Genomic DNA, 20,547 nt, shown 5'->3' with positions numbered 1-20,547 from the left:
GCGCCTAATCGGCCGCTAGCACCCCGTTATTCACGTGAAAGACCGCAGGGGTCTCGATTATTTCCTGGGCAATACCATCCAAACTGGTGGTGGTTAAAAACGTTTGGACTTTGTTTTGAATGGCCTTCAGCAGATGGGTCTGGCGCATATCATCCAGCTCAGAAAGCACATCATCCAGCAGTAGCACCGGATACTCACCGGTTTGCGCCTTCATCAAGTCGATTTCTGCGAGCTTGACGGCCAAGGCCGTGGTGCGCTGCTGGCCTTGGCTACCAAAATTCGCCACGTTTTTATCGTTAACGATAAACGCCACATCATCGCGGTGCGGTCCCACCAAAGTGGTGCCTTGCTCGACTTCGCGGCGGCGATGCTCGCCAAACAGCTGCTCAAAGGCGTGATACGCCTCCTCGACGCTACCACGGGCTTTTTCCGGCACCTGGGTTTGATACGCAAAGGTCAAGGTTTCCTTGCCCTTGGTAATGTCTTGATGAATGGTCGCGGCAAAGCCGGCCATTTGCTGAAGCAGCGTTTCCCGCGCCGCCACGATTTCGGCACCATAGGCCGCCAGCTGATCGGATAAGACATCGAGGTAAACCATGTCTTTCGCCTGATGAAACTTCAACTGCTTGAGGTAGGCATTACGCTGCTTCAGCATCACCCGATACTGGGTCAAGTTGTACAGGTATTTCCCGCTCATCTGGCCGAACTCCATGTCGATGAAGCGCCGCCGGTTCGCCGGGCTGCCTTTGACAATCGCCAGATCCTCTGGCGCAAACAGCACCACGTTGAACTGACCTAAGTATTGCGATAGTTTCGGCTGCTCGATGCGGTTGACCCGGGCGCGTTTGCCTTGCGTCGAAATGATCAGTTCCAGTTGGGTCAAGCCGCGGCTGCGACTGACACTACCAGACACCTTGGCAAATTGCTCACCGAAGCGAATCAGTTCCTTGTCATTGCTGGTGCGATGGCTTCGTGCTAACGCCAACACATACACCGCCTCCAGCAAATTGGTTTTGCCTTGCGCGTTTTCGCCGATCAAGACATTGATCTGCGGGGAAAAGTCGGTGTCGACTTGCGCGTAATTCCGATAATTGCGAAGGGTTAGATGCTCAAGCTTCACGCCCGTTCAACAGTCAACGTTGTGCCATCTTCGAGCTGCACCACATCTCCTGCTTCTAGCTTACGACCACGCCGGTCCTCCGGCGTTTGATTCACTAACACTCGATTTTCTCTGAGAAAATGTTTCGCTGCCCCACCGCTATCGATCACCCCGGCATCTTTCAATAGTTGCCCTAAAGTGATGAACGCGGTCGTAATTGGAACCGTCGTCATCGTAGCCCCTCCTTTGGCGCTAAAAATATCGCAAAAGCGCGATTCATTACTTATATATTATACCGTTTTTAAGGCGTGCCTTCAATCCAATTTCGCGTTTAAAGGCGTTATCAGCCAATTAAATCGGAGGCTAGGCTGGGATACGTGTCCCCCTCCTTTTTGGCCCAAAACGCAAAAAAAGGCCATTCTCGCGTTTTAGGCAAGAATCGCCGCCGCAAAATGGCCAAATTAGAGGTTTACTGAAAAGAGGACGGTCCGCGCACTAATAAAAAATGAATCGTGACCGCATAGCGCCCGGCCAAGAGCCTGGTCGTCGGTAAAATCACCAAGGCGGCTTCGCTCAAGGCAAGCATCTGATTGTCCCGGCCGGCCAGCTGTGCGGCGGTGCTTGACGTCACCTGCTGGTTAGCGAGCGCCGGCCCCAGATTGAGATAATACGGCACTGGCAAATCGCTGCTTACCGTGAGGGTCAATTGCCAGCTGCCCGTCGCCTGAATCGGTAACGCGGGCCATAGGGCAGGCAAGCGCACCGCTTGGGTGGCCAAGGTCTGGAGCGACACGCTGCCGCCAAATAACGGCGTGGCGGCTAGCGGTATGATGGGCTGAAGCGGACTGGCGGGATAAGTGAATTTGCTACCCCTGAATTCAAAAGACAGCACCACCGTTTGGCTCTGCAACACTTGTTCCGCCGTAAAAGTGATCGGCGCATTAAGCGCCAGACTCTGAGTAAAGAAAGCCACCGTTTGCGCAACCGGTTTCTGCAACGTCCAGGTCACATGGCCATCCTCCTGCGGCTGACTCAAAGTAACTGGCATCGTCAGTGTCAGCCCCTGCCCTGGTACATAGCTGATCGGGGGCGGTTGATGCACGATGGTGAATGAGCCGCTGTTTTGGTTGTGCTCGCCCCAGGCTAAGGTCATGGTTTCATTTGCCAGCTTCGAATTGGTTTGCCAAGTGGGGACCAGCACCGTGGGCTGTAACAAGACATTCTTGGCGGTGGTGCGAGTGAGCTTGGCGAGATATTTGCGGCCTTGGCTGTCGACCAGAAAAGCTTGCAGCGGCAAATAATCGAGCAAGGACTGCCCCGCCAGATTCAGCTTCAAATCTGCCGGCAACTTATCAATCACGTGCACGGTCAGCGGAAATTCATAGACCGCGTCCGCAACGGTGACCTGCACCCGGTAATGTTGATCGCCGCTGGTCTTTGCCTGTGCACGAAAGAGTTGCACATTACCTGAATTGTTGACCTTGACGAGTTCAAGCTCGCCTGCTTCGTCGCGGCTAATCGTGATGTTACCGAGTACGGCAAAGGCCAACTTGGGCGTCAAGCTAGAGGCATAGCCAAGCGCAAAGTCACCGCCTTGCCCTTGTTCTGCCCACACTTCCCTCGGTGGCGCGAAGGCAAACCCTGCCGTGGTGGGACCCCAAGTGACGTTTTCAAATAACAAATCATCGGCCGCTTGCACCGGCCGGCCGCGTAGCCCAAACCACGCCAGCACTAATAACAGCCACACACTTTTTCTCATGCTAAATCTCCTTTTGAACTGAACCGCTACTAAAAAGAGATTTCGCGGGGCAAGAAAAAGTGCCGAAGACAGATTAGAAGTAGTGAGGCGCACATAACTATTCCAGAACAGTACGAGCCAAAATGCGATTTTAGCCTCAACAAAAAAGACCACTCACAAGGAGTGGCCAAGTTAAGGCTGATTGCTTTTAGCTGAAGGTCCTCACTGGCGTGATCAACTGGATGAAATGGGTCTTATCCTCTGAAGGCACCAAGGTAAATGGCCGCAGCGGCGCGGTGAAGGCCAACTCGATGGTGGTTTGGCCAACGCCTTGCAGCGCGTCCTTCATGTAGTCAGGGTTGAAGGAGATTTCCAGGTTGTCACCGGTCAGGTTGGTGAACTGCAGCGCTTCTTCCACATTCCCGACATCTGGCGAATTGCCGTAAATGGTGGCGGTTTGCTGATCGGCGTTCAAGTTCAACCGCACCACGTTATTGGCGCTTTCGTGACTCAGCAGGCTTGCCCGGCCAATCGCAGACAGCAAGGTTGGCGCATCGAATTCGATGGTCGTCGTGCTGCTGGTTGGAATCAGGCGGCTGGTGTCAGGGTAGTTGCCTTCAAGTAGCCGGGAATAAAATAACGTATTGCCAGCAATAAACAACACTTGATTATCCGCGAAGCGAATTTCCACGGTTTCGATCTCATCGGTCAAGGTCCGGCCCAGTTCAATCAAGCTCTTCCCTGGGATGATGACATCATAATCAGCGCCAGCAGCGGCAGGCAATTCCAGCACGCGCTGGGCGAGGCGATGAGAGTCTGTGGCAACTGCGATCAGTTGGCCATTTTGAATCTGAATGTGGACCCCAGTCAAAATCGGCCGCGTTTCTTGGGTCGAAACGGCAATGACGGTTTGGGCAATCAGCTGCCGCAGGACGTCTGCTGGCACGGTCAACGGATTTTCCGCTGCGATTTCTGGCAGGCGTGGGTAGTTGTTGGCGTCCAAGCCATTGATCTTAAATTCAGATTGGCCACTGGTGATGACGGTTTGGAAGTTGTCCTGAACGTCCACGGTCATGGTCTTTTCTGGCATGCGCTTGACGATTTCGCTAAAGAATCGCGCAGGCAAGGTGATGCTGCCGGTTGATTGCACCTGCAGATCATTGGTTTCGCTGGTGGCATCGATTTTAGATTCAATCGAGATGTCGGCATCGCTCCCGGTCAAAATCAAAGCGGTGTCGGTCAGGTCCAATTTCAGGTTGGTCAGAATCGGAATGGTGGTTTTCGTTGAAATGGCCCGAGAAACATCATTCAGTGACTTGATAAAAGTAGCACGCGTGATCGTGAATTTCATTTTGGTTTCGTCCTCCCAAGCGTTAAGCGTTATCTATATCATACGCTTTTTAAGTAATAGTAGTAGGGTCTGTGGGTCATGTGGATAACTTAGTGAAACGCGAGAATCTGTGGTTGTTCACATGTGGATAAGTCAGCGGACAAGTGGCCAAGTTTTGAAGCAGTTGTCCACATGGCGATTTAGCCGCGATTGTGCAACCGGTTCTTGAGTTCGATGACTTGGGCCTTGAGATTATCATCCAGCGTCATCGCTTCGGTGATTTTCTCGTGGGCGTGAATGACCGTGGTGTGATCCTTGCCGCCGAATTCTTGCCCAATCTTCGGCAGGCTGCTTTCCGTCATTTCCCGCGCGAGATACATGGCGATTTGCCGCGGCATCACAATTTGTTTGACGCGCTTTTTCCCTTTCAAATCGCTGACCGAAATCTGGTAATACTTTGCCACGATTTCTTGAATGTGGCTGATTGACAGTTCATTATCCTTGCTCGACAGCTTCAGGCTCTTCAAGGCTTCCGCGGCCATGCTGGTGGTAATATCGGCGTGCTCCATGGTGGCGTATGCCTGCACGCGCACCAGCGCCCCTTCCAGCTCGCGGACGTTGGAGTCGATTTGCCCGGCGATGTAAGACAAGGTGTCATCTGGAATCACCAGGTGTTCAGCGTTGGCTTTGTTGCGTAAAATCGCAATCCGCGTTTCCAAGTCTGGTGGCGTCACGTCAACGGATAAGCCCCATTTGAACCGGGACACCAAGCGCTCTTGCAGCTTAGGAATCTCATTCGGCAAGCGATCGGAAGTGAGCACGATTTGTTTTTTGTTTTCATATAAGGCGTTGAAGGTATGGAAGAATTCTTCCTGGGTCGCCTCTTTGTCGCCGAAGAACTGAATATCGTCGACCAGCAGCAGATCAACGTTCCGATACTCTTGGCGGAACTGTTCCTGCTTTTTGGTTTGCAGCGAATTGATGAAATCGTTGGCAAAGGCTTCAGAAGTCACGTACTTCACGTTGGCTTGCGGGTTGTATTCCAGCAGCTGATGGCCGATGGCTTGCATTAAATGCGTCTTGCCGAGGCCTACCCCGCCATACAAAAATAGCGGATTGTACAGCACCCCAGGTTCCTCCGAAACCACCAGCGCCGCGGCATGGGCCATTTGGTTGCCTTTGCCAGTGACGAAGGTTTCGAAGGTGTATTTACTATTAAGGTGCGTTTTCTCTTTAAAGGTCGGGACGACGCCGGGATCTGGTTCCTCGGCTTTTTTGGCCACTGGCTGGGCCGGTGCCTCTTCCCCGACGATTTTGATCACCGGCGAGATTTCGAGATTGCCAAACTCGTAGCACCATTCCACGACTTTGGTGACCAGATTTTGTTCCCAATAGGTTTTGTGCAACTGGGATGGTACGCCCAGCGTGATGGTGGTTTGGGTCAACGTGAGCGGTTTAACCGCCCCCACCCAGGTGGTAAAGCTGACCGGGGTCATTTCTGCCCGGAATTTTTCTTCTAGATAAGCCCATAATTCATCGATATTTGGCACCCGAAGCCCCTCCGCAACGTGTTAAAAATTCAAGGGTAAGCCGCCTAAGCGGTAGCCCATGATCGCTTTTTCAGTTTAGCATTTCACCTCAGAGTTTTCCACAGCTTCAGGAGTTTTCCACATGTTTCACGGCCAAATCAAAAGCGGCTTCCACAGCTTGCGGACAACTTGTCCTCAAGGGTGGGGAAAGACCACGTCAAACCACGGATTTAAGCAGTTATCCACATTTGGCTGTGAAACGTGAGGCCTACTGTAGTGCGTGTTTCACACGTTTTACACAGGCAAAATATTGCTTGTGGATAACTAGACTGACAGGGTGTGAATTAGCGGATAAGTCAGGGGAAAACCCGTGAATTGGCCAAAATGGCCAGATTGGCGTGCACAAGTTGTCCACAATGTTCACCACCATTTTGGCCAATTTTGTGGACAATTTTGGCCAGTGTTTCCCAGGGCGATCTGCACTTTTCACGTATCTTTTTTGCGGTAATCCTTGACGAGACAAGGCGTCATCCGTATAATGAAAAGTTGTCTGAATAAGCACTCGTTATTTGGCGTGAAACCGTCATTTTAAAATAGCAATCTAAATAGGAGGTGTTCCTATGACCACCAAACGGACTTTCCAACCTAAAAAGCGGCACCGCGAACGCGTTCATGGCTTCATGAAGCGCATGAGCACCAAGAACGGCCGTAAAGTTTTAGCTCGTCGTCGCGCTAAGGGACGTAAAGTATTATCTGCCTAAACAGCCACTGACCGCGTCAGTGGTTTTTTTTTGCTCAATAAAACCGTGCGCTGTCAGGGCTTGTCTTGTATACTAGAAAGCAGATTGTGAGGGAGTATCATTGCGAAAGTCTTACCGCATTAAAAAAGAAGATGAGTTCCAAGACGTGTTCGAAAACGGCGAGTCCGTGGCGAACCGTAATTTTGTCATCTATCACCTGCAGCGCGATCAGAAACACTTTCGCGTGGGGATTTCGGTCGGCAAAAAAGTCGCCCATACCGCGGTGATGCGTAACCAAATCAAACGCTACATCCGGCAATCGCTGCTCGAGCTCAAACCTGACCTCGACCCGCAAGCCGACTTTCTCGTGATCGCTCGTCGCCACGCCACCCAGCTAGATATGGCTGAAACCAAGCGCAACTTGGTGCATGTCCTCAAACTGGCCGGCGTTTTGGCTTCACAAGATGTTACTACTATATAGATAGGGATGGCAGGGAGCTGTCATCTAGGAGGACTTATTCGTGAAGAAATCAACTAAGCGACTGCTGCTGACCCTCGGGTTGGTGGCTTTGGTCGTCATCTTAACTGCCTGCGGGACCTCAACCGTCACCAAGGCCAGCACGAACCCTTGGGATCGCTACGTCATTTATAACGCGGCGCAGTTTGTCCTGTGGCTGGCCAAAATCTCAGGCGGTAACGCCGGGGTCGGGATCATTCTCTTTACTTTGATCATCCGGATCCTGATTTTCCCGTTGAGCTACCTGCAGATCAAGAGTATGGCCAAGCAGCAGGCGGTCGCGCCTGAAATCAAGGCCCTGCAAAAGCAGTACAGCGCCAAAGACCGCGCCACGCAGCAAAAACTGCGGGACGAAACCCAGCGCGTTTACGCCGAAGCCGGTGTCAACCCAGTGATGGGCTGCTTGCCAATCGTCGTGCAGATGCCCTTCCTGATTGCCTTGTACCAGGCAATCTGGCGCACCCCAGCCCTGAAAGTCGGGGACTTCCTGTGGGTCCACCTGGGCTCACCTGACCCATACTTCATCATGCCTATTCTGGCGGCCTTGTTCACCTTGGCGACCAGTGTGGTTTCAACGATGGCCCAGCCGGTTCGCACCTCAAGCAACTGGATCATGGCGGCCGTATCGCCACTGATGATCTTATTCTTCGCGATTAACTTACCAAGTGCCCTGGCCGTTTACTGGGTCGTCACCAACGCCTTCTCACTCGGCCAGACCTTCTTCCTGCAAAACCCATTCAAACTCCGCCGCGAACGCCAAGAAAAAGCCCAAGCCGAAAAAGACCACAAAAAGGCCGTGCGGAAAGCTTATAAGCGAGCGTTAAAGAAATAAGGCTGCGGAGTGAGGCCGGTTTTAGCCTGACAGGTAGCCTAGCACTAGTCATTACCGCCGCTTTTTGGCGGTGAGGGCTAGTGCGTAGCTAGCTGCTCAGGCGTTGGCCTCACGGAGCGCAACTAGAAATAGGCTGTGGAGGTCGGCGGGCTTAGTCCGACGAGTAGCCTTTCTACCGCATGTCAGCCTGTACGCGCTATGCGCTACGGGCTGATCAAGCTCAAGGCATTGAAGCCGTTCTTTGGCTTCGAGGCCTTGGGCGTAGCTAATCGCTCGGACGTTGCCGACCGGAGCGCAACTCCGCCGCACATCGTTTCACCAAGCACAACTAGGAGGGAATCTTATGCCCACTTTCCAGGGTGCTACGATTCAAAAAGCAATCGCCACTGGACTGGAAGCCATGCAAGCTGGTCGGGATCAGATCAGCGTGGAAGTGGTTCAAGAAGGGAAAAAAGGCGTGCTCGGCCTCGGCCGCAAGCCAGCGATTGTCAACTTGCAACTGAATGAACCAAGCAATGTCGCCACGGCAGTCGCGGAAGCTGAAGCCGTGCCCGCGCCAAAGCCAGAAAAACCGAAGCGCCGCCCGCCTTTACCACCGCTGCCAGAAGCGTTGCGCCGTGATGGCACCAAACGCGACGATCAAACCGCGATTGCCTTGGTGCAAAGTTATTTGGAAGATATCACCAATCAGCTGGGCTTAGCCGCCACCATCGATAACGAACGGCGCGGCGATCAGGTGTGGTTCGATTTGACCACCGCCAAAGACGCCTTGCTGATCGGCAAGCACGGTAAAATCATCAACGCCATTCAGTTTTTGGCCCAAACCGAGTTCAATCACTACGGTAAAAGCAAATGGACCATCATGCTGAACGTTGGGGATTACCGCGAACGCCGTGATACAGCGGTGCGGCGCCTGGCCGAAAAAACGGCACGCGAAGTCGTGGCCCGCGGCACGGCGGTGTACCTCGACCCAATGCCGTCGTTTGAACGCAAGGCCATTCACCAGGCCCTGGCAGATAATGCCTATGTCGAAACCCATTCGGAAGGCACGGACCCGCGGCGCTATGTCGTGATCACACCGCGCTCCCACCGCAGTTTTTGACATTTGCCGTCAGGTTTTGTATGATACAGGCACAATTTAACAGGTGATAAAGTAGTCAAAGTGCTTTGTCCACGATCGACCAGCCTCAGGGCGTGGTTTGTCGTGGCGATGCGCTTTTTTTGTTGGAAAGGGTAGGTTATTTTGGGAACAACCATCACTGCTTACGATACGATTGCCGCGATTTCAACGCCACCTGGTGAAGGGGCGATTTCAATCGTCCGCTTATCCGGCGAGGCGGCGCTACAAACCGCGGCCAAGGTGTACCACGGCAAAAATCTGCTGAAGGTACCGACCAATACGATTAATTATGGGCACATCATCGACCCAGATAGCGGCGAAACCGTCGACGAGGTGATGGTGTCGGTACTGCGCGGGCCGAAGACTTACACCCGCGAAGACATGGTGGAAATCAACTGCCACGGCGGCATTGTCTCCACCAACCGGGTGCTGCAGTTGCTGCTCGGCGCCGGCGCCCGCATGGCGGAACCAGGTGAATTCACCAAACGCGCCTTTTTGAACGGCCGCATTGACCTCACTGAGGCGGAATCGGTGATGGATTTGATTCGCGCCAAAACCGATCGCGCCATGCAAGTCGCGGTCGATCAGCTGGACGGCGATTTACGGCGACTGATCACCAACTTGCGCCAAGAGATTCTGGAAGTGCTGGCGCAGGTGGAAGTCAACATCGACTACCCAGAATACGACACCGACCAAATGACCACCAAAATGCTCCAGGAAAAAGCGCAACTGGTGCTGAGCCGCGTGGATGAGCTGCTGCAAACCGCTAGTCAAGGCAAAGTGCTACGCGAAGGGCTTGCCACGGCGATTGTCGGCCGGCCGAATGTTGGCAAATCCTCACTGCTCAATCACATGATGCACGAGGACAAGGCGATTGTCACCGATGTACCAGGCACCACCCGCGATGTGCTGGAAGAGTATGTCAACGTCCGCGGCGTGCCGCTGAAGCTGGTGGATACCGCCGGGATTCGCGACACCGACGATAAAGTCGAGAAAATCGGTGTCGAACGCTCGCGGCAAGCCATCACCAAAGCGGATTTGATTATTTTGGTGCTGGATGCCAGCCAGCCGCTCACTGCCGAAGATGAAGCTCTGATCAAAGCCACCGCCGCTAAAAAGCGGATTGTGGTGCTGAATAAGCAAGACTTGCCAGCTCAGCTGGATCAAACCCAGCTAGCCGCCTTGGTGCCTGCCGAACAGCTGATTCGCACCAGCATTTTGAAGGCAGAAGGCGTGGCAGCGCTGGATCAGCAAATCGCCAGCTTGTTCTTTGGCGGTATTGAAAACAGCCAAACCACCGTTATGGTCACCAACTCCCGCCAAATCGGCCTGCTGCGGCAAGCCAAAGCCAGCCTGCAAAGTGTGCTGGCCGGCATTGAAGCGGGGATGCCGATTGACCTGGTGCAAATCGACATGACCGCAGCGTGGGATAAACTCGGTGAAATCACCGGGGATGCCGCGCCGGATGAGCTGATCACGCAGCTGTTTTCACAATTTTGTCTGGGAAAATAAAGGAGATAAACATGCCACAAGTACGTGAATATGAAGCCGCCGCCTACGATGTGGTGGTGGTCGGCGCTGGCCATGCCGGCTGTGAAGCCGCCCTCGCCGCGGCGCGCATGGGGCAAAAGACCCTGCTGATCACCATCAGCCTAGAAATGCTGGCCTTTATGCCTTGCAACCCGTCTTTGGGCGGGCCAGCCAAAGGCATCGTGGTGCGCGAAATTGATGCCCTTGGCGGCGAAATGGGCCGCAACATCGACAAAACTTACATCCAGATGCGGATGCTGAACACCGGCAAAGGCCCCGCGGTGCGCGCGCTGCGCGCCCAGGCAGACAAAGCCGCGTACCACCGCTCAATGAAGGCGACCATTGAAGCTGAACCTAACTTGGATTTACGCCAAGGGTTGGTAGAGCGTCTGCTGGTCGAAGATGGCGTGTGCGTAGGCGTCGTGGCAGCCACTGGGGCTCGGTATCGGGCCAAGAGTGTGGTGCTGACAGCTGGCACCTCTTCTCGCGGGAAAATCATCATCGGGGAGCTGATGTACAGCAGCGGCCCGAACAACTCGCTGCCTTCCATCAAGCTGTCGGAAGACCTTGAACACCTCGGCTTCAAGCTGCGCCGCTTCAAAACCGGCACCCCGCCGCGGGTGGTGGGCCATTCCATCGATTTTGATCAAACCGAAGAGCAGCCTGGCGATGTTGCGCCGCATGCGTTCTCCTATGAAACGCCAGATTCCGCTTATTTGAAAGATCAAATGTCTTGCTGGATGACCTACACCAATGAGCAGACGCACCAAATCATCCGCGAAAACCTCGACCGCGCGCCGATGTTCTCCGGCGTGATCAAAGGCGTGGGTCCGCGGTATTGCCCGTCGATTGAAGATAAAGTCGTGCGTTTTGCCGACAAGCCGCGCCACCAGCTATTTTTGGAGCCAGAAGGCCGCGACACGGAGGAATACTATGTGGGCGACTTCTCGACGTCAATGCCAGAAGAAGTGCAGCTGAAGATGCTTCACAGCGTCGCCGGCTTGCAGCATGCCGAGTTGATGCGTCCCGGTTACGCCATCGAGTATGACATCATCGAGCCATGGCAGCTGACCGCCACGTTGGAAACTAAAGTGGTGAAAAACCTTTTCACCGCCGGGCAAATGAACGGCACCAGCGGCTACGAAGAAGCCGCCGGTCAAGGGATCATGGCCGGCATCAACGCGGCTCTGCGCGCCCAAAACAAGCCTAGCTTCACGCTCAGCCGCTCTGACGCCTACATTGGGGTCTTGATCGACGACTTGGTCACCAAGGGCACCAACGAGCCGTATCGGCTGCTGACGAGCCGGGCAGAATATCGCCTGCTGCTGCGGCATGATAATGCCGACTTGCGGCTGACGGAAAAAGGCCATGCCCTCGGCCTGATCTCAGATGAGCGCTTTGCCCAGTTTGAGGCCAAAAAAGCCGCCATTGCGGCCGAAATTCAGCGTTTGCAAACGACACGGCTGAAGCCAGGCCAGGTTAACGAATGGCTGGCCTCAATCAACGCGGCGCCACTGAAGGACGGCGTGCTGGCCAGCGATTTCCTCAAGCGGCCAGAAGTCAGCTATCAGGACCTGATGCAATTCATCCCGCTGGCGACGCCGCTGGATCATACCATTACCGAAGAAGTCGAAATTTCCCTGAAGTACGCCGGCTACATCGCTAAGGAGCAGCAAAGTATTGCCCGCCTGCAGCGCATGGAAGCCAAGAAGATTCCGGATCGCATCGATTACGCAGCGATTAACGGCCTCGCCACCGAAGCGCGCCAGAAGCTGACCAAAATCCAGCCGCAAACGCTGGCTCAAGCCACCCGCATTAGCGGGGTGAACCCTGCTGATATCGCGATTTTGTCTGTGTATATTGAACAAGGCAAGATTGCCAAAGTTGGCGCGTAACGCCCAACCAAACCGGCCCCAGCATCGCACTAAACCACGATGCTGGGGCCGATTTTTCGAAGTCAGAGGATTAAGATAGACTGGTCGAGAGGATGCCATAGCGCAGTAAAGGGAGGCGTTGATAGGATGGATAACGAAGTGACATACAGTATTGGCGAAGTTGCTGAGCGCTTAGGTTTAACGGTTCAAGCGATTCGCTACTATGACGCGGAAGGATTATTACCTTTGTTAAAGCGCGATGCAGGCGGGCGGCGAGTTTTTTACGAGGATGATGTTAGAACGTTGCAAATGATTTTGGATTTACGTGACGCTGGCGTTTCCATTAAGGATAGTGCCACCTTTGAAGGTTGGCGCCTTGAGGGTGATCAAACCCTGCAAGCCCGAGCTGATTTCCTGAACACGCATGAGCGGGAGTTGCAGGATCGCATTGACAGCCTGAAAGTCTCAATGGCGCATCTCCATTTTAAGCAGTGGTATTATCAAACCGCTTTGGCAGCCGGCACCGAGCGAATTCACCTCGTTGGGGACAGCATGGAAATTTCCCAGCAGACCTTCGAACAATATGAGCGCCTGCAACGGGACTGAATCACTTGACCTCTAGTCGACTTTAGGATGTATCCTACAAGGCGGAGGTCATATCATGAAAATAATGATTATTGGTGTATTCGGCCGGGCTGGCAGCAAAATCTATCAAGAAGCGCTGCGGCGTGGTCACCAGGTGGTTGGCGTTGCCCATCGCCTGCATAAGCGACCGCAAGTGACTCACCTCTTAGTCAAAGATATCCGCGATCTCGCGAAAAATGACATGAGCGGCTTAGACGCCGTAATTGATGCCGTCGGGGCCTGGTCGCCAGAGGGAGAGGCTGTCCACACAGATGGCTTGATGCATGTGATTTCATTGTTGAAGGGGACCAAGACGCGATACTTCAAAGTAGGCGCCGCCAGTACGCTTTATACGGATCAAAACCATCGCCATCAACTGCAAGAGAACCCGCGTTATTATCCCAAGTACATGCAAGATCTTTGTCTCGCCCATGGCCTTGGCTTGCAGCTGCTTAAGGATAGTCAAGCAGTTGACTGGACTTATGTGACCCCACCGTATAATTTTGATCCAGCAGGTAAAGTTAGTGGCCATTATGAGGTCACTGGCGATGAGTATCTACCCGCCGCTGATCCTAGCGAGGGGGTGGATGACTATATTAGTTACGCCGATTACGCCAAGGGCATGCTCGATATCGTTGAAAATCATCAGTTTTTAGGGCAACAGATTACGCTTTATTCAGGTAATAATCCAAGGCCAATGCAACGCTATTAGACCCGCCCGACTCTCACTGGTAAAAGGTGGGAGTTTTTTGATGTTTGACTTGACCTATAGTGGACTATAGGTAGTAGAGTACTAAAGTCGCGATCCGAGTAGCGCAAAATATTGGCGGCATAGCGTGGTCATTTTAGCATGGCTACCAGCGCTACCAGTGCTCATGGGTGATTGGGGTTAGTCATGCTCGTCAGCGGCGTATTCATCACGATTGAAGTGAGTGTGGTTAGCATTCATTTTGCATAAGGAGGACAAGCAAATGGTAAAGAACGCGTTGATTCTCGGCGCGAACGGTTCAATTGCAAAAATCGTCGTTAAACAATTGTTGCCTCAAATCGGTGGCCAGATCACCAATCTGACGCTGTTAGTGCGTCACCCAGAGCGGCTTGCCGATCTTGATTTATCGAATCCTAACGTCCATGTTGTTCAAGCTGATGTCACTGACACTAAGCAATTGGCCAGGATTATGACGGGTCAGTCGCTAGTTTATGCGAATCTTTATGGCGCGAATCTAGGGGCCCAGGCTCAATCCGTCGTGGCGGCAATGTGCCAAAGTCACGTGACGCGTTTGGTCTGGATTTCTGCCAATGGCGTTTATGGTGAGATCCCGGGGGCATATGGGCGCTGGAATCAAGCCATGCTTGGGGACACCTTAACGGCGTACGCTGATGCCACCAAGGTGGTTGAAGCAAGTCAGCTGGATTACACGCTGATCCGGCCAGCTTGGTTTCAGGACGAAGACGAAATTGATTACGAGTTGACGGTTAAAGGCCAACCGTTCAAAGGAACCGAGGTCTCGCGCAAAAGCGTCGCCGCTTTGGTCGTGAAGCTGATCGACCAGCCAGATCAGATGATCGGTGATTCGGTTGGCATTAGCAAACCTAACACTGATGGGCCGGCTCCTCGGTGGTATCGTTAATCAAGCTATCAGTGGCAGGTAGTTCCAACTAAGATGAGCCAGGGTGGCCGCTTTTTTCTTGGCTGCGTTCATGGCTAATTCTCGGGCACAAGCGATACAGCAAACGAAACAAGGGACATGCCTAACTGGCATGCCCCTTGTTTACGTCATTCTCTGATTTTATTGTTCTCTGCCGAGGTCAGATTAATCTGCAAAAAACAGTTGCGGGTGCATCTGGATTTTCAATTGAGTCCTTGGCAAGTATTATTTCCCGGGCAATTAAGCCGTGATTTGCCGGGCCGTTTGAATCTCGGCGTACCGCGCTGGGGCGAGTTTGCCCAGTTCGACCAGCTTACTTTCAATCTGATCCAGCACGATGTTGCGATGTTCTGGATTATTCACGAAATCCAGGTGGTCACGGTCAATCGTCAGCATGGTGGCGCGGGTGTAGCCCTTAGACCAGTCGCGGTAGGCTTGGTTGACGCGGTTGTAGTAGGCCACCAGTTCTGGCTTTTGACGAATGTCTTCCATTTCGCGGCCGCGGCTTTGAATTTCATCGATTTCGTGGTCGGGGTCGATTTTAAGGTAAATCGCCAGGTCTGGCAGGCCGTTCCACGGGCTACCGTTGACGTTGGACTGCATTTCCTGCGACAAGGTCACATAGATGTTGTAGTCAATGTCATCGATTTCGCCATTGTTATGCAGCTGAGTCGCCATGACGAAATCGGATTCCAGTGAGGAGTCCATGATGGCATTTTCTTGCATAATGGCTTTCTTGAGCTGCTGATAACGGTAGGTCAAAAAGGCAATCTGCAAAATGGTCCCGGTGGTTTTCCGGCTGTCTTCACCGGCGGAATAGAATTTCTGCAGCATTTTGGCAATCATCCCATTGCCTTCGACGTCTTCATAATAAGCCGGTGCGTTGAGGTCAGCTGAAAGAATTTTGGTCAACGAGGTCTTGCCTGCGCCGATACTCCCGAGGATATAAATCATAAGTTTACTTCTCTCCTAATCGTGTTGCTCACAGCGTCTTCAGGCCGAGTTTCCGCCGCCCGCGGTTGAACCAAGGGCTGATGGTGAAAGCCAAAAGATCGTTGATCACATAGATACTAGCGTTGATCGCCATGCCGAGGCTGGCATCACCTTGCGCGAAGGTGATCGCCCACAAAATCAGCTGGGCGATACCGGAGAACAACCACCAGAAATACTGACTATTATACCGCAAGAAACAGATGATGCCGCCGGTTAATGAAATTGAAAACGCCATCCCATCATAAATCGGCCGCGGGTCGTTGGTGAAGCGGCCAATCAACACCGCCGACAGCGCCCACACCACCAGCGTGGCGGCGATCGCAATGACCCATTCCTTTAAGCGGAAGGCCTTGAGATGATTTTTGGTGTCGTCGTTCCAGGACCGCACCGAAATCAATACCGGCAGATCCAAGGTCAGGACATAAGCAATCTGTTCAAAAATCGACAGGTAGTTTTTGGCGGTGAAGCCCACGAAAATGAAGCAGGCAGCCGACACCAGCCCCAGCCAGCCGTTCACGGCTTTGGTGGCATTAATGGCGAGGACGCAAAGCACGCCTAGCGTGGTGCCGATAAAAGTAATCACCGCGACTGGGGTGATCGGCGCATTGACCAAGGTCATCAACTGACAGCCCAGTGCGAACCAGAACAGGTAATAATTCTGCTGCGGCCAGCCTTTGAGTTGATGGATTAACCAATGACCATAATTTTCTGAAACATGCATGCGACAATTCCCCCTCAATGAATATCCAAAAAACGAACGAGTTCCATTATGCCGCAGGTAAAATTGCATGTACAGTCTTGAATATACTGGATATTGGTGTTATGTCGGTTTATCAATCTATATCTAGTAGTGCAGCCAAAATCCTCGCATAGAAAAACCGCTACCGACAAGCGACGGCAGCGGTGATGAAAATGCGGGTTTTAACGGACAGTGAGCAGGCTGATGAGCACGCCAGCCACCACCACGGCGACGGCGCCTTTCAGGCCTGTGCTGGCCCAAGACAGGCGCCTTTCGCGCCACTCCGCCCCGATCAGGAGCAGCGTGACCAGCAGCGCGGCCACGCACATCACCATTAATTTTGCGACAACGGACATGGCGCACCTCCCAGGGTTAGACTTCTAAGTCAAAATACGGATTGATCTGTTTTTGCAAATCGTGAATTTGCACCAAGTTAACCGATGGCATTAGCCGGTAAATAAAGCCGGCGAAGGTGTCCCGGTGGAACTTGTAGTCCATGCGGCCCATGCGGTGGGCGCGGCCTTCGATTTTTTCCCATACTTCGAGATTGTATTCGGCGTCAGGGATAAGGGTAATGTACTTATGGTCGTCTAAAGCGACGACGGGTTTAACAACAGATTGATCCAGCATGACAATTCCTCCAAGCTACTTATCCATGACGATGGCCTGCCTTCCGGAATGTGCTAACAGGTGATCGCTGTGAAATTAATTATAGCAGATTGGCCGGGGATGTCAGGTCTAATTCAACTGGTCAAAGTTTGTGAAACTCAATTCACAAGCGGCCAAACCCGCGTCGCTGTAAGCCAGACCCTGTCAAGCCCCATCTTGGCTGAAAGCCCAGTGAAACAACGATGAAAGCGTGAAGGGGTCGCGTGCAGGCGGCCAAATAAAAATATTTTTTGGTGGACAGGCGCTTGGATTTTTTCACAAATTAATGAGAAAGTTGGCCTTTTCCGAACAAACGTTCCCAACTGAATTTTATCGTTCAGTGTGGCAGAATCCAAATCAGGGAAGGGAGGGCATTGATGGTGAAATGCAGGGCGAAAGCATAACGTAAATCGCGTTTTTGCCGGTACAAAAATGCCATGCCGAGGCCCATGGTCGTGTACGTGACCAAAAACCAGGACAACCTTGGTTCGTGAGTCAGGCCAAACACCAGCGCCGAGGTGATCACTGCCCAGCAGTTATTACGGCGATCATCTTGGCGCCAAAAATAGGTCATGAACAATCCGCGAAAGACGAGTTCTTCAATGGTTGGCGCAAACAGTACGCTCATGAAGAAGGTCATTAGCGGCCAGCTGGTGCGGGTTTGGTTAATGGCGACTTGGTTTTCGGGCAGGCCAAACTGCGAAATCACGATTTCGACGGCCAAAATCAGGGCATAGAGGCCCAAGATTTCACCCCAGTCGCGGCCATGGAAGGGGCGACGCTGGATGTGCAAGGGGTTATTTTGACGCAGGCGGCGCCGGTAAAGGCGACTGAGTGCGTAGATTTCAACCGCCCCAGTGATCACCATCAGCGCCAGCATCACCCAGTCGCTAGCGGTTTGATGATGATGTTTCAGGACCCCGGCATAGACCAGCGAAGGCAGTTGGTAGCCATAGACGGCGAGCATCAGGCCCGCAAAGGCCAGCACGGCCCCAGATTGCTGCTTGATCCAAGGCCAAAATGATGAGTGCATAAGCGGTCTCCTCGTTTAAAAAAGGCCCTGGGACAAGCCCAGAGCCAAACGGTCGGATTAGTCGACGAAACGCACCGCGGTGCCGTAAGCGACCACGGATTGCATGTCGGTAGCAATGGAGCCGGAGTCAAAGCGCATCATGACGATCGCATCGGCGTTTTTCGCCAAGGCTTCGTCTTTCATGCGTTCAATGGCGTTTTCACGGGAAACCTGGAGCATTTTGGTGTAGCCTTTGATTTCGCCGCCTACCAGGCTTTTAAGCCCGGCGCCAAGATCGGAAATCATGTTGCGGGACTGGGTGGTGACGCCGAAGACTTCACCAATCACTTCATAATTGTGGCCAGGGACATGTTCAGTGGTGGTAACCAAAAATTCTGCCATAAACAATCACTCCTTTGTGATTAGACACTGCGTTTGCGGAAACTGAGATAAGCAATCAAGGTAAAGACCACGGTGTAAAGCAAGGTGCCGCCGATCATCATCGGCGTGCTGAACAAGGTCAGCCTGGAGAAGCTTGGCGCTTGAATCTGCGTGTTCGTGAGCAGGAAGGTAAACGGCAGAAACTTGGTCCAATGCTGCCAAGCAATCATGGCAATCATCAAGGTTGAAGCTAGCTGCGCCATGAAGTAGCCGACTAAGCCAGTAGCAATCGCGGCGGCATTAGATTTGAAGACGGTCGAGAGCAGAATGACGACCGACAACAGAAGTAATCCTACCAGCAAGTCAGACCCTAGGCTGCGCAGGTAAACCAAGCCGCGGGTCAAGCCATCTACGTGAGTCGCCCAGTGGTAACTAGGAAACAAAATCAAGGATAAGCCGACCGTCATCAACCCTGCCACCACTTGGAGAAAGACCAGCTGGGTTAAGGCGGTCAGGATTTTGCTGATAAAGACCTGACTCCGGTAATACTGGCGGTACAGCAGCTGCTTCATCGTGCCGTACTGAAATTCCATGGCAATGATGCTGGCGGTGGAGGCGATAGCAATCAGCATCACCAGCCCGCCGCCGACGTAGCTATTACCAACCAAATCACTAGGGGCAAACATGCTGGGGTTGCGCTTGCCGACGATGCCGAAGGTGATCTGCACGAGGATCATGAAGCCCAAGGCAATCCACCACCCGATTTTATGAATCTGTTTATAAACTTCTTGTTTGTAAAGGGTGAGCATCGTTAGGCCTCCTCTTTCTGATCGTCGTGGACCATGGCTAAGAAGGCCCCTTCAAGGTCATGCGCCTGCTGGGCAACGGTGTTAATTGCCACGCCGGCATTCACCAAAGCATACAAGGCGGCATTCAATTCGCCTGGGGCGGTGTCGAGCAAGGTGATGGCATCATCGACCACCGAGAACTTGCTCTTAGCCATCGTCAGCGCCGCTTTGGCCTGATCCAGGTTATCTACGGCAATCTTGTAAGTAATGCCGCCAGCGGCTTCTAAGGCCTTCATGGTGGCATGCTTAACGATTTGGCCGTGATTGAGAATCAGCACGTCATCGGCCAGCTTTTCCAGTTCCGACAAAATATGGCTGGAAATCAGGAAGCTGGTGCCATGGCTGGCTAAATTCCGCAGCAGGTCCCGTAAGTCTTTGACCGCTTGCGGATCGAGGCCGTTCATCGGTTCGTCAAGAATCACCAGTTGCGGGTTGTTCACCAGCGCCTGCGCGATGCCGAGCTTTTGTTTCATGCCCAGGCTATAGCTCTTGGCCGGCCGGTCGATGTATTTGCCCATGCCCATCGCTTTGATGATGGTATCGACATTGGTCTGCTTGTTATGTTGGTTGGCAAACAGCTGCAACTGCTGACGGCCAGACAAGAACGGATAAATGCCTGGATATTCAATCAAAGCGCCGACGTTCCGCAGTGCCTGGTGTGAGGTGATCGACACGGGCTGGCCTTTGATATCAATCCCGCCGCCGTCGACTGGAATCAGCCCCAAGATAGCCTTCATAATGGTACTTTTCCCGGCGCCGTTGGGACCCACCAAGGCAACGATGTGGCCTTCTTCAACGAAGAAATCAACGCCATGCAACACTTGCTTAGCGCCAAAGGATTTGTCGAGGTGATCGACTGTCAAAATTGTTCCCATACACTACTCCTCTCACGCGTTGTCGCGCTAGGCATAGAATACCACTGGCGGCAGGCAAAGGGGAGTAAAGACAGATAACAGTTTTGTTAGATGGACGGGCGACTGGTATTATTTCCCGGGAACAATCGCGCATTTCGCGCCCGTCCCGTGGCATCAACGTTTCAAGCACCACCGATTTTACGGTGGCACAGTTTTGACCCTTTTCAAATTATTTTGGCTCATCGGGCACCTCCTTGGAGAATATCCCGTTAAACAACTTGTTTCTGAGCTGGACAATGTTCAGAAAGGATCCTCTCGGGGCAATTGAATCTTGGTACACTTCAAGAAAAGTACATAATCTTCAATTATGATCAATATTAGGAGTCCTTACCACAAATGATGCGGTTAATTGGCCTTCTAATACGTTAGCAATCCCGCTGAATCAGTAGCGGGATTTTTTGTTAGATACGTTAAGTTGACAAACTTTGAA

22 protein-coding genes are annotated in these 20,547 nt (G+C 52.8%); 9 read left to right on the top strand and 13 right to left on the bottom strand.

Annotation, left to right across the window (positions count from 1 at the left end; all coding sequences use genetic code 11):
* Positions 1 to 4 precede the first annotated feature (4 nt).
* The 5 genes from recF to dnaA form a co-directional block, all read right to left on the bottom strand.
* Entirely contained in the window at positions 5 to 1,120 is a 1,116-nt protein-coding gene (recF, locus tag JUF11_RS02925) for a DNA replication/repair protein RecF (protein WP_204118243.1), read from the bottom strand.
* The gene (yaaA, locus tag JUF11_RS02920) at positions 1,117 to 1,332 is read right to left on the bottom strand and encodes a S4 domain-containing protein YaaA (RefSeq protein WP_125580742.1); all 216 of its coding nucleotides are present in this window, start codon (positions 1,330 to 1,332) and stop codon (positions 1,117 to 1,119) included. The genes recF and yaaA overlap by 4 nt, the downstream gene beginning before the upstream one ends.
* Before the next feature lie 236 nt (positions 1,333 to 1,568).
* Positions 1,569 to 2,858 carry a hypothetical protein gene (locus tag JUF11_RS02915; RefSeq protein ID WP_204118242.1) on the bottom strand — a complete coding sequence of 430 codons (1,290 nt, stop codon included), beginning with the start codon at positions 2,856 to 2,858 and terminating at the stop codon, positions 1,569 to 1,571.
* 187 nt (positions 2,859 to 3,045) lie between these two features.
* Complete coding sequence (gene dnaN, locus JUF11_RS02910) at positions 3,046 to 4,188, bottom strand: DNA polymerase III subunit beta (RefSeq protein WP_204118241.1); 1,143 nt, start codon at positions 4,186 to 4,188, stop codon at positions 3,046 to 3,048.
* 179 nt (positions 4,189 to 4,367) lie between these two features.
* Positions 4,368 to 5,717, bottom strand: coding sequence for a chromosomal replication initiator protein DnaA (dnaA, locus tag JUF11_RS02905; RefSeq protein ID WP_204118240.1), 1,350 nt, complete (start codon positions 5,715 to 5,717; stop codon positions 4,368 to 4,370).
* 599 nt (positions 5,718 to 6,316) lie between these two features.
* On the opposite strand from dnaA, the gene rpmH reads away from it, so the two are divergent.
* The 9 genes from rpmH (at position 6,317) to JUF11_RS02860 (ending at position 14,564) form a co-directional block, all read left to right on the top strand.
* Positions 6,317 to 6,457 (top strand): 50S ribosomal protein L34, encoded by a 141-nt coding sequence (gene rpmH / locus JUF11_RS02900; RefSeq protein ID WP_003568442.1) that lies wholly within the window; start codon positions 6,317 to 6,319, stop codon positions 6,455 to 6,457.
* 100 nt (positions 6,458 to 6,557) lie between these two features.
* Positions 6,558 to 6,917, top strand: coding sequence for a ribonuclease P protein component (gene rnpA, locus JUF11_RS02895; protein WP_125580734.1), 360 nt, complete (start codon positions 6,558 to 6,560; stop codon positions 6,915 to 6,917).
* Positions 6,918 to 6,957: 40 nt separating this feature from the next.
* A complete protein-coding gene (locus JUF11_RS02890) occupies positions 6,958 to 7,785 on the top strand; it encodes a YidC/Oxa1 family membrane protein insertase (protein WP_204118239.1) in 828 nt (275 codons plus the stop codon).
* A 343-nt stretch (positions 7,786 to 8,128) separates the two neighbouring features.
* Positions 8,129 to 8,887 carry an RNA-binding cell elongation regulator Jag/EloR gene (gene jag / locus JUF11_RS02885; RefSeq protein WP_204118238.1) on the top strand — a complete coding sequence of 253 codons (759 nt, stop codon included), beginning with the start codon at positions 8,129 to 8,131 and terminating at the stop codon, positions 8,885 to 8,887.
* 141 nt (positions 8,888 to 9,028) lie between these two features.
* Positions 9,029 to 10,417: a tRNA uridine-5-carboxymethylaminomethyl(34) synthesis GTPase MnmE gene (gene mnmE, locus JUF11_RS02880; protein ID WP_204118237.1), complete on the top strand. Its 1,389-nt coding sequence runs from the start codon at positions 9,029 to 9,031 to the stop codon at positions 10,415 to 10,417.
* An 11-nt stretch (positions 10,418 to 10,428) separates the two neighbouring features.
* Entirely contained in the window at positions 10,429 to 12,330 is a 1,902-nt protein-coding gene (gene mnmG, locus JUF11_RS02875) for a tRNA uridine-5-carboxymethylaminomethyl(34) synthesis enzyme MnmG (RefSeq protein WP_204118236.1), read from the top strand.
* Positions 12,331 to 12,456: 126 nt separating this feature from the next.
* On the top strand, positions 12,457 to 12,915 hold the full coding sequence (locus tag JUF11_RS02870; protein WP_204118235.1) for a MerR family transcriptional regulator: 459 nt from the start codon (positions 12,457 to 12,459) through the stop codon (positions 12,913 to 12,915).
* A gap of 55 nt (positions 12,916 to 12,970) precedes the next feature.
* The gene (locus JUF11_RS02865; protein ID WP_204118234.1) at positions 12,971 to 13,645 is read left to right on the top strand and encodes an NAD(P)-dependent oxidoreductase; all 675 of its coding nucleotides are present in this window, start codon (positions 12,971 to 12,973) and stop codon (positions 13,643 to 13,645) included.
* A gap of 259 nt (positions 13,646 to 13,904) precedes the next feature.
* Positions 13,905 to 14,564, top strand: coding sequence for an NAD(P)H-binding protein (locus JUF11_RS02860; RefSeq protein WP_204118233.1), 660 nt, complete (start codon positions 13,905 to 13,907; stop codon positions 14,562 to 14,564).
* 258 nt (positions 14,565 to 14,822) lie between these two features.
* On the opposite strand, the gene JUF11_RS02855 is transcribed toward JUF11_RS02860, so the two are convergent.
* The 8 genes from JUF11_RS02855 to JUF11_RS02820 all read right to left on the bottom strand — a co-directional run bounded on the left by JUF11_RS02855 (position 14,823) and on the right by JUF11_RS02820 (position 20,078).
* Complete coding sequence (locus JUF11_RS02855) at positions 14,823 to 15,536, bottom strand: deoxynucleoside kinase (RefSeq protein WP_204118232.1); 714 nt, start codon at positions 15,534 to 15,536, stop codon at positions 14,823 to 14,825.
* Between the two features lie 28 nt (positions 15,537 to 15,564).
* Complete coding sequence (pnuC, locus tag JUF11_RS02850; protein WP_204118231.1) at positions 15,565 to 16,296, bottom strand: nicotinamide riboside transporter PnuC; 732 nt, start codon at positions 16,294 to 16,296, stop codon at positions 15,565 to 15,567.
* Positions 16,297 to 16,496: 200 nt separating this feature from the next.
* A complete protein-coding gene (locus JUF11_RS02845) occupies positions 16,497 to 16,670 on the bottom strand; it encodes a hypothetical protein (RefSeq protein ID WP_204118230.1) in 174 nt (57 codons plus the stop codon).
* Positions 16,671 to 16,686: 16 nt separating this feature from the next.
* Positions 16,687 to 16,944 (bottom strand): hypothetical protein, encoded by a 258-nt coding sequence (locus tag JUF11_RS02840; protein ID WP_125580714.1) that lies wholly within the window; start codon positions 16,942 to 16,944, stop codon positions 16,687 to 16,689.
* A 355-nt stretch (positions 16,945 to 17,299) separates the two neighbouring features.
* Positions 17,300 to 17,995, bottom strand: coding sequence for a CPBP family intramembrane glutamic endopeptidase (locus JUF11_RS02835; protein WP_204118229.1), 696 nt, complete (start codon positions 17,993 to 17,995; stop codon positions 17,300 to 17,302).
* A 57-nt stretch (positions 17,996 to 18,052) separates the two neighbouring features.
* On the bottom strand, positions 18,053 to 18,376 hold the full coding sequence (locus tag JUF11_RS02830; protein WP_204118228.1) for a heavy metal-binding domain-containing protein: 324 nt from the start codon (positions 18,374 to 18,376) through the stop codon (positions 18,053 to 18,055).
* A gap of 20 nt (positions 18,377 to 18,396) precedes the next feature.
* Positions 18,397 to 19,164: an ABC transporter permease gene (locus JUF11_RS02825; RefSeq protein WP_204118227.1), complete on the bottom strand. Its 768-nt coding sequence runs from the start codon at positions 19,162 to 19,164 to the stop codon at positions 18,397 to 18,399.
* Positions 19,165 to 19,166: 2 nt separating this feature from the next.
* Positions 19,167 to 20,078 carry an ABC transporter ATP-binding protein gene (locus JUF11_RS02820; protein WP_204118226.1) on the bottom strand — a complete coding sequence of 304 codons (912 nt, stop codon included), beginning with the start codon at positions 20,076 to 20,078 and terminating at the stop codon, positions 19,167 to 19,169.
* Positions 20,079 to 20,547 lie beyond the last annotated feature (469 nt).

The organism is Lacticaseibacillus suilingensis, from assembly GCF_016861845.1.
Taxonomy (GTDB): domain Bacteria; phylum Bacillota; class Bacilli; order Lactobacillales; family Lactobacillaceae; genus Lacticaseibacillus; species Lacticaseibacillus suilingensis.
Note: the sequence above shows the minus strand (reverse complement) of the source record. Positions and strands in the feature narration are given on the sequence as shown.

Bases quoted from the DNA above. Each gene is read 5' to 3' on its own strand.
- yaaA (WP_125580742.1), bottom strand. From the start codon at position 1,332: ATGACGACGGTTCCAATTACGACCGCGTTCATCACTTTAGGGCAACTA.
- JUF11_RS02845 (WP_204118230.1), bottom strand. From the start codon at position 16,670: ATGTCCGTTGTCGCAAAATTAATGGTGATGTGCGTGGCCGCGCTGCTG.
- pnuC (WP_204118231.1), bottom strand. From the start codon at position 16,296: ATGCATGTTTCAGAAAATTATGGTCATTGGTTAATCCATCAACTCAAA.
- dnaN (WP_204118241.1), bottom strand. From the start codon at position 4,188: ATGAAATTCACGATCACGCGTGCTACTTTTATCAAGTCACTGAATGAT.
- JUF11_RS02915 (WP_204118242.1), bottom strand. From the start codon at position 2,858: ATGAGAAAAAGTGTGTGGCTGTTATTAGTGCTGGCGTGGTTTGGGCTA.
- JUF11_RS02835 (WP_204118229.1), bottom strand. From the start codon at position 17,995: ATGCACTCATCATTTTGGCCTTGGATCAAGCAGCAATCTGGGGCCGTG.
- JUF11_RS02840 (WP_125580714.1), bottom strand. From the start codon at position 16,944: ATGCTGGATCAATCTGTTGTTAAACCCGTCGTCGCTTTAGACGACCAT.
- JUF11_RS02830 (WP_204118228.1), bottom strand. From the start codon at position 18,376: ATGGCAGAATTTTTGGTTACCACCACTGAACATGTCCCTGGCCACAAT.
- jag (WP_204118238.1), top strand. From the start codon at position 8,129: ATGCCCACTTTCCAGGGTGCTACGATTCAAAAAGCAATCGCCACTGGA.
- mnmG (WP_204118236.1), top strand. From the start codon at position 10,429: ATGCCACAAGTACGTGAATATGAAGCCGCCGCCTACGATGTGGTGGTG.
- JUF11_RS02825 (WP_204118227.1), bottom strand. From the start codon at position 19,164: ATGCTCACCCTTTACAAACAAGAAGTTTATAAACAGATTCATAAAATC.
- JUF11_RS02865 (WP_204118234.1), top strand. From the start codon at position 12,971: ATGAAAATAATGATTATTGGTGTATTCGGCCGGGCTGGCAGCAAAATC.
- JUF11_RS02820 (WP_204118226.1), bottom strand. From the start codon at position 20,078: ATGGGAACAATTTTGACAGTCGATCACCTCGACAAATCCTTTGGCGCT.
- JUF11_RS02870 (WP_204118235.1), top strand. From the start codon at position 12,457: ATGGATAACGAAGTGACATACAGTATTGGCGAAGTTGCTGAGCGCTTA.
- JUF11_RS02860 (WP_204118233.1), top strand. From the start codon at position 13,905: ATGGTAAAGAACGCGTTGATTCTCGGCGCGAACGGTTCAATTGCAAAA.
- JUF11_RS02855 (WP_204118232.1), bottom strand. From the start codon at position 15,536: ATGATTTATATCCTCGGGAGTATCGGCGCAGGCAAGACCTCGTTGACC.
- rpmH (WP_003568442.1), top strand. From the start codon at position 6,317: ATGACCACCAAACGGACTTTCCAACCTAAAAAGCGGCACCGCGAACGC.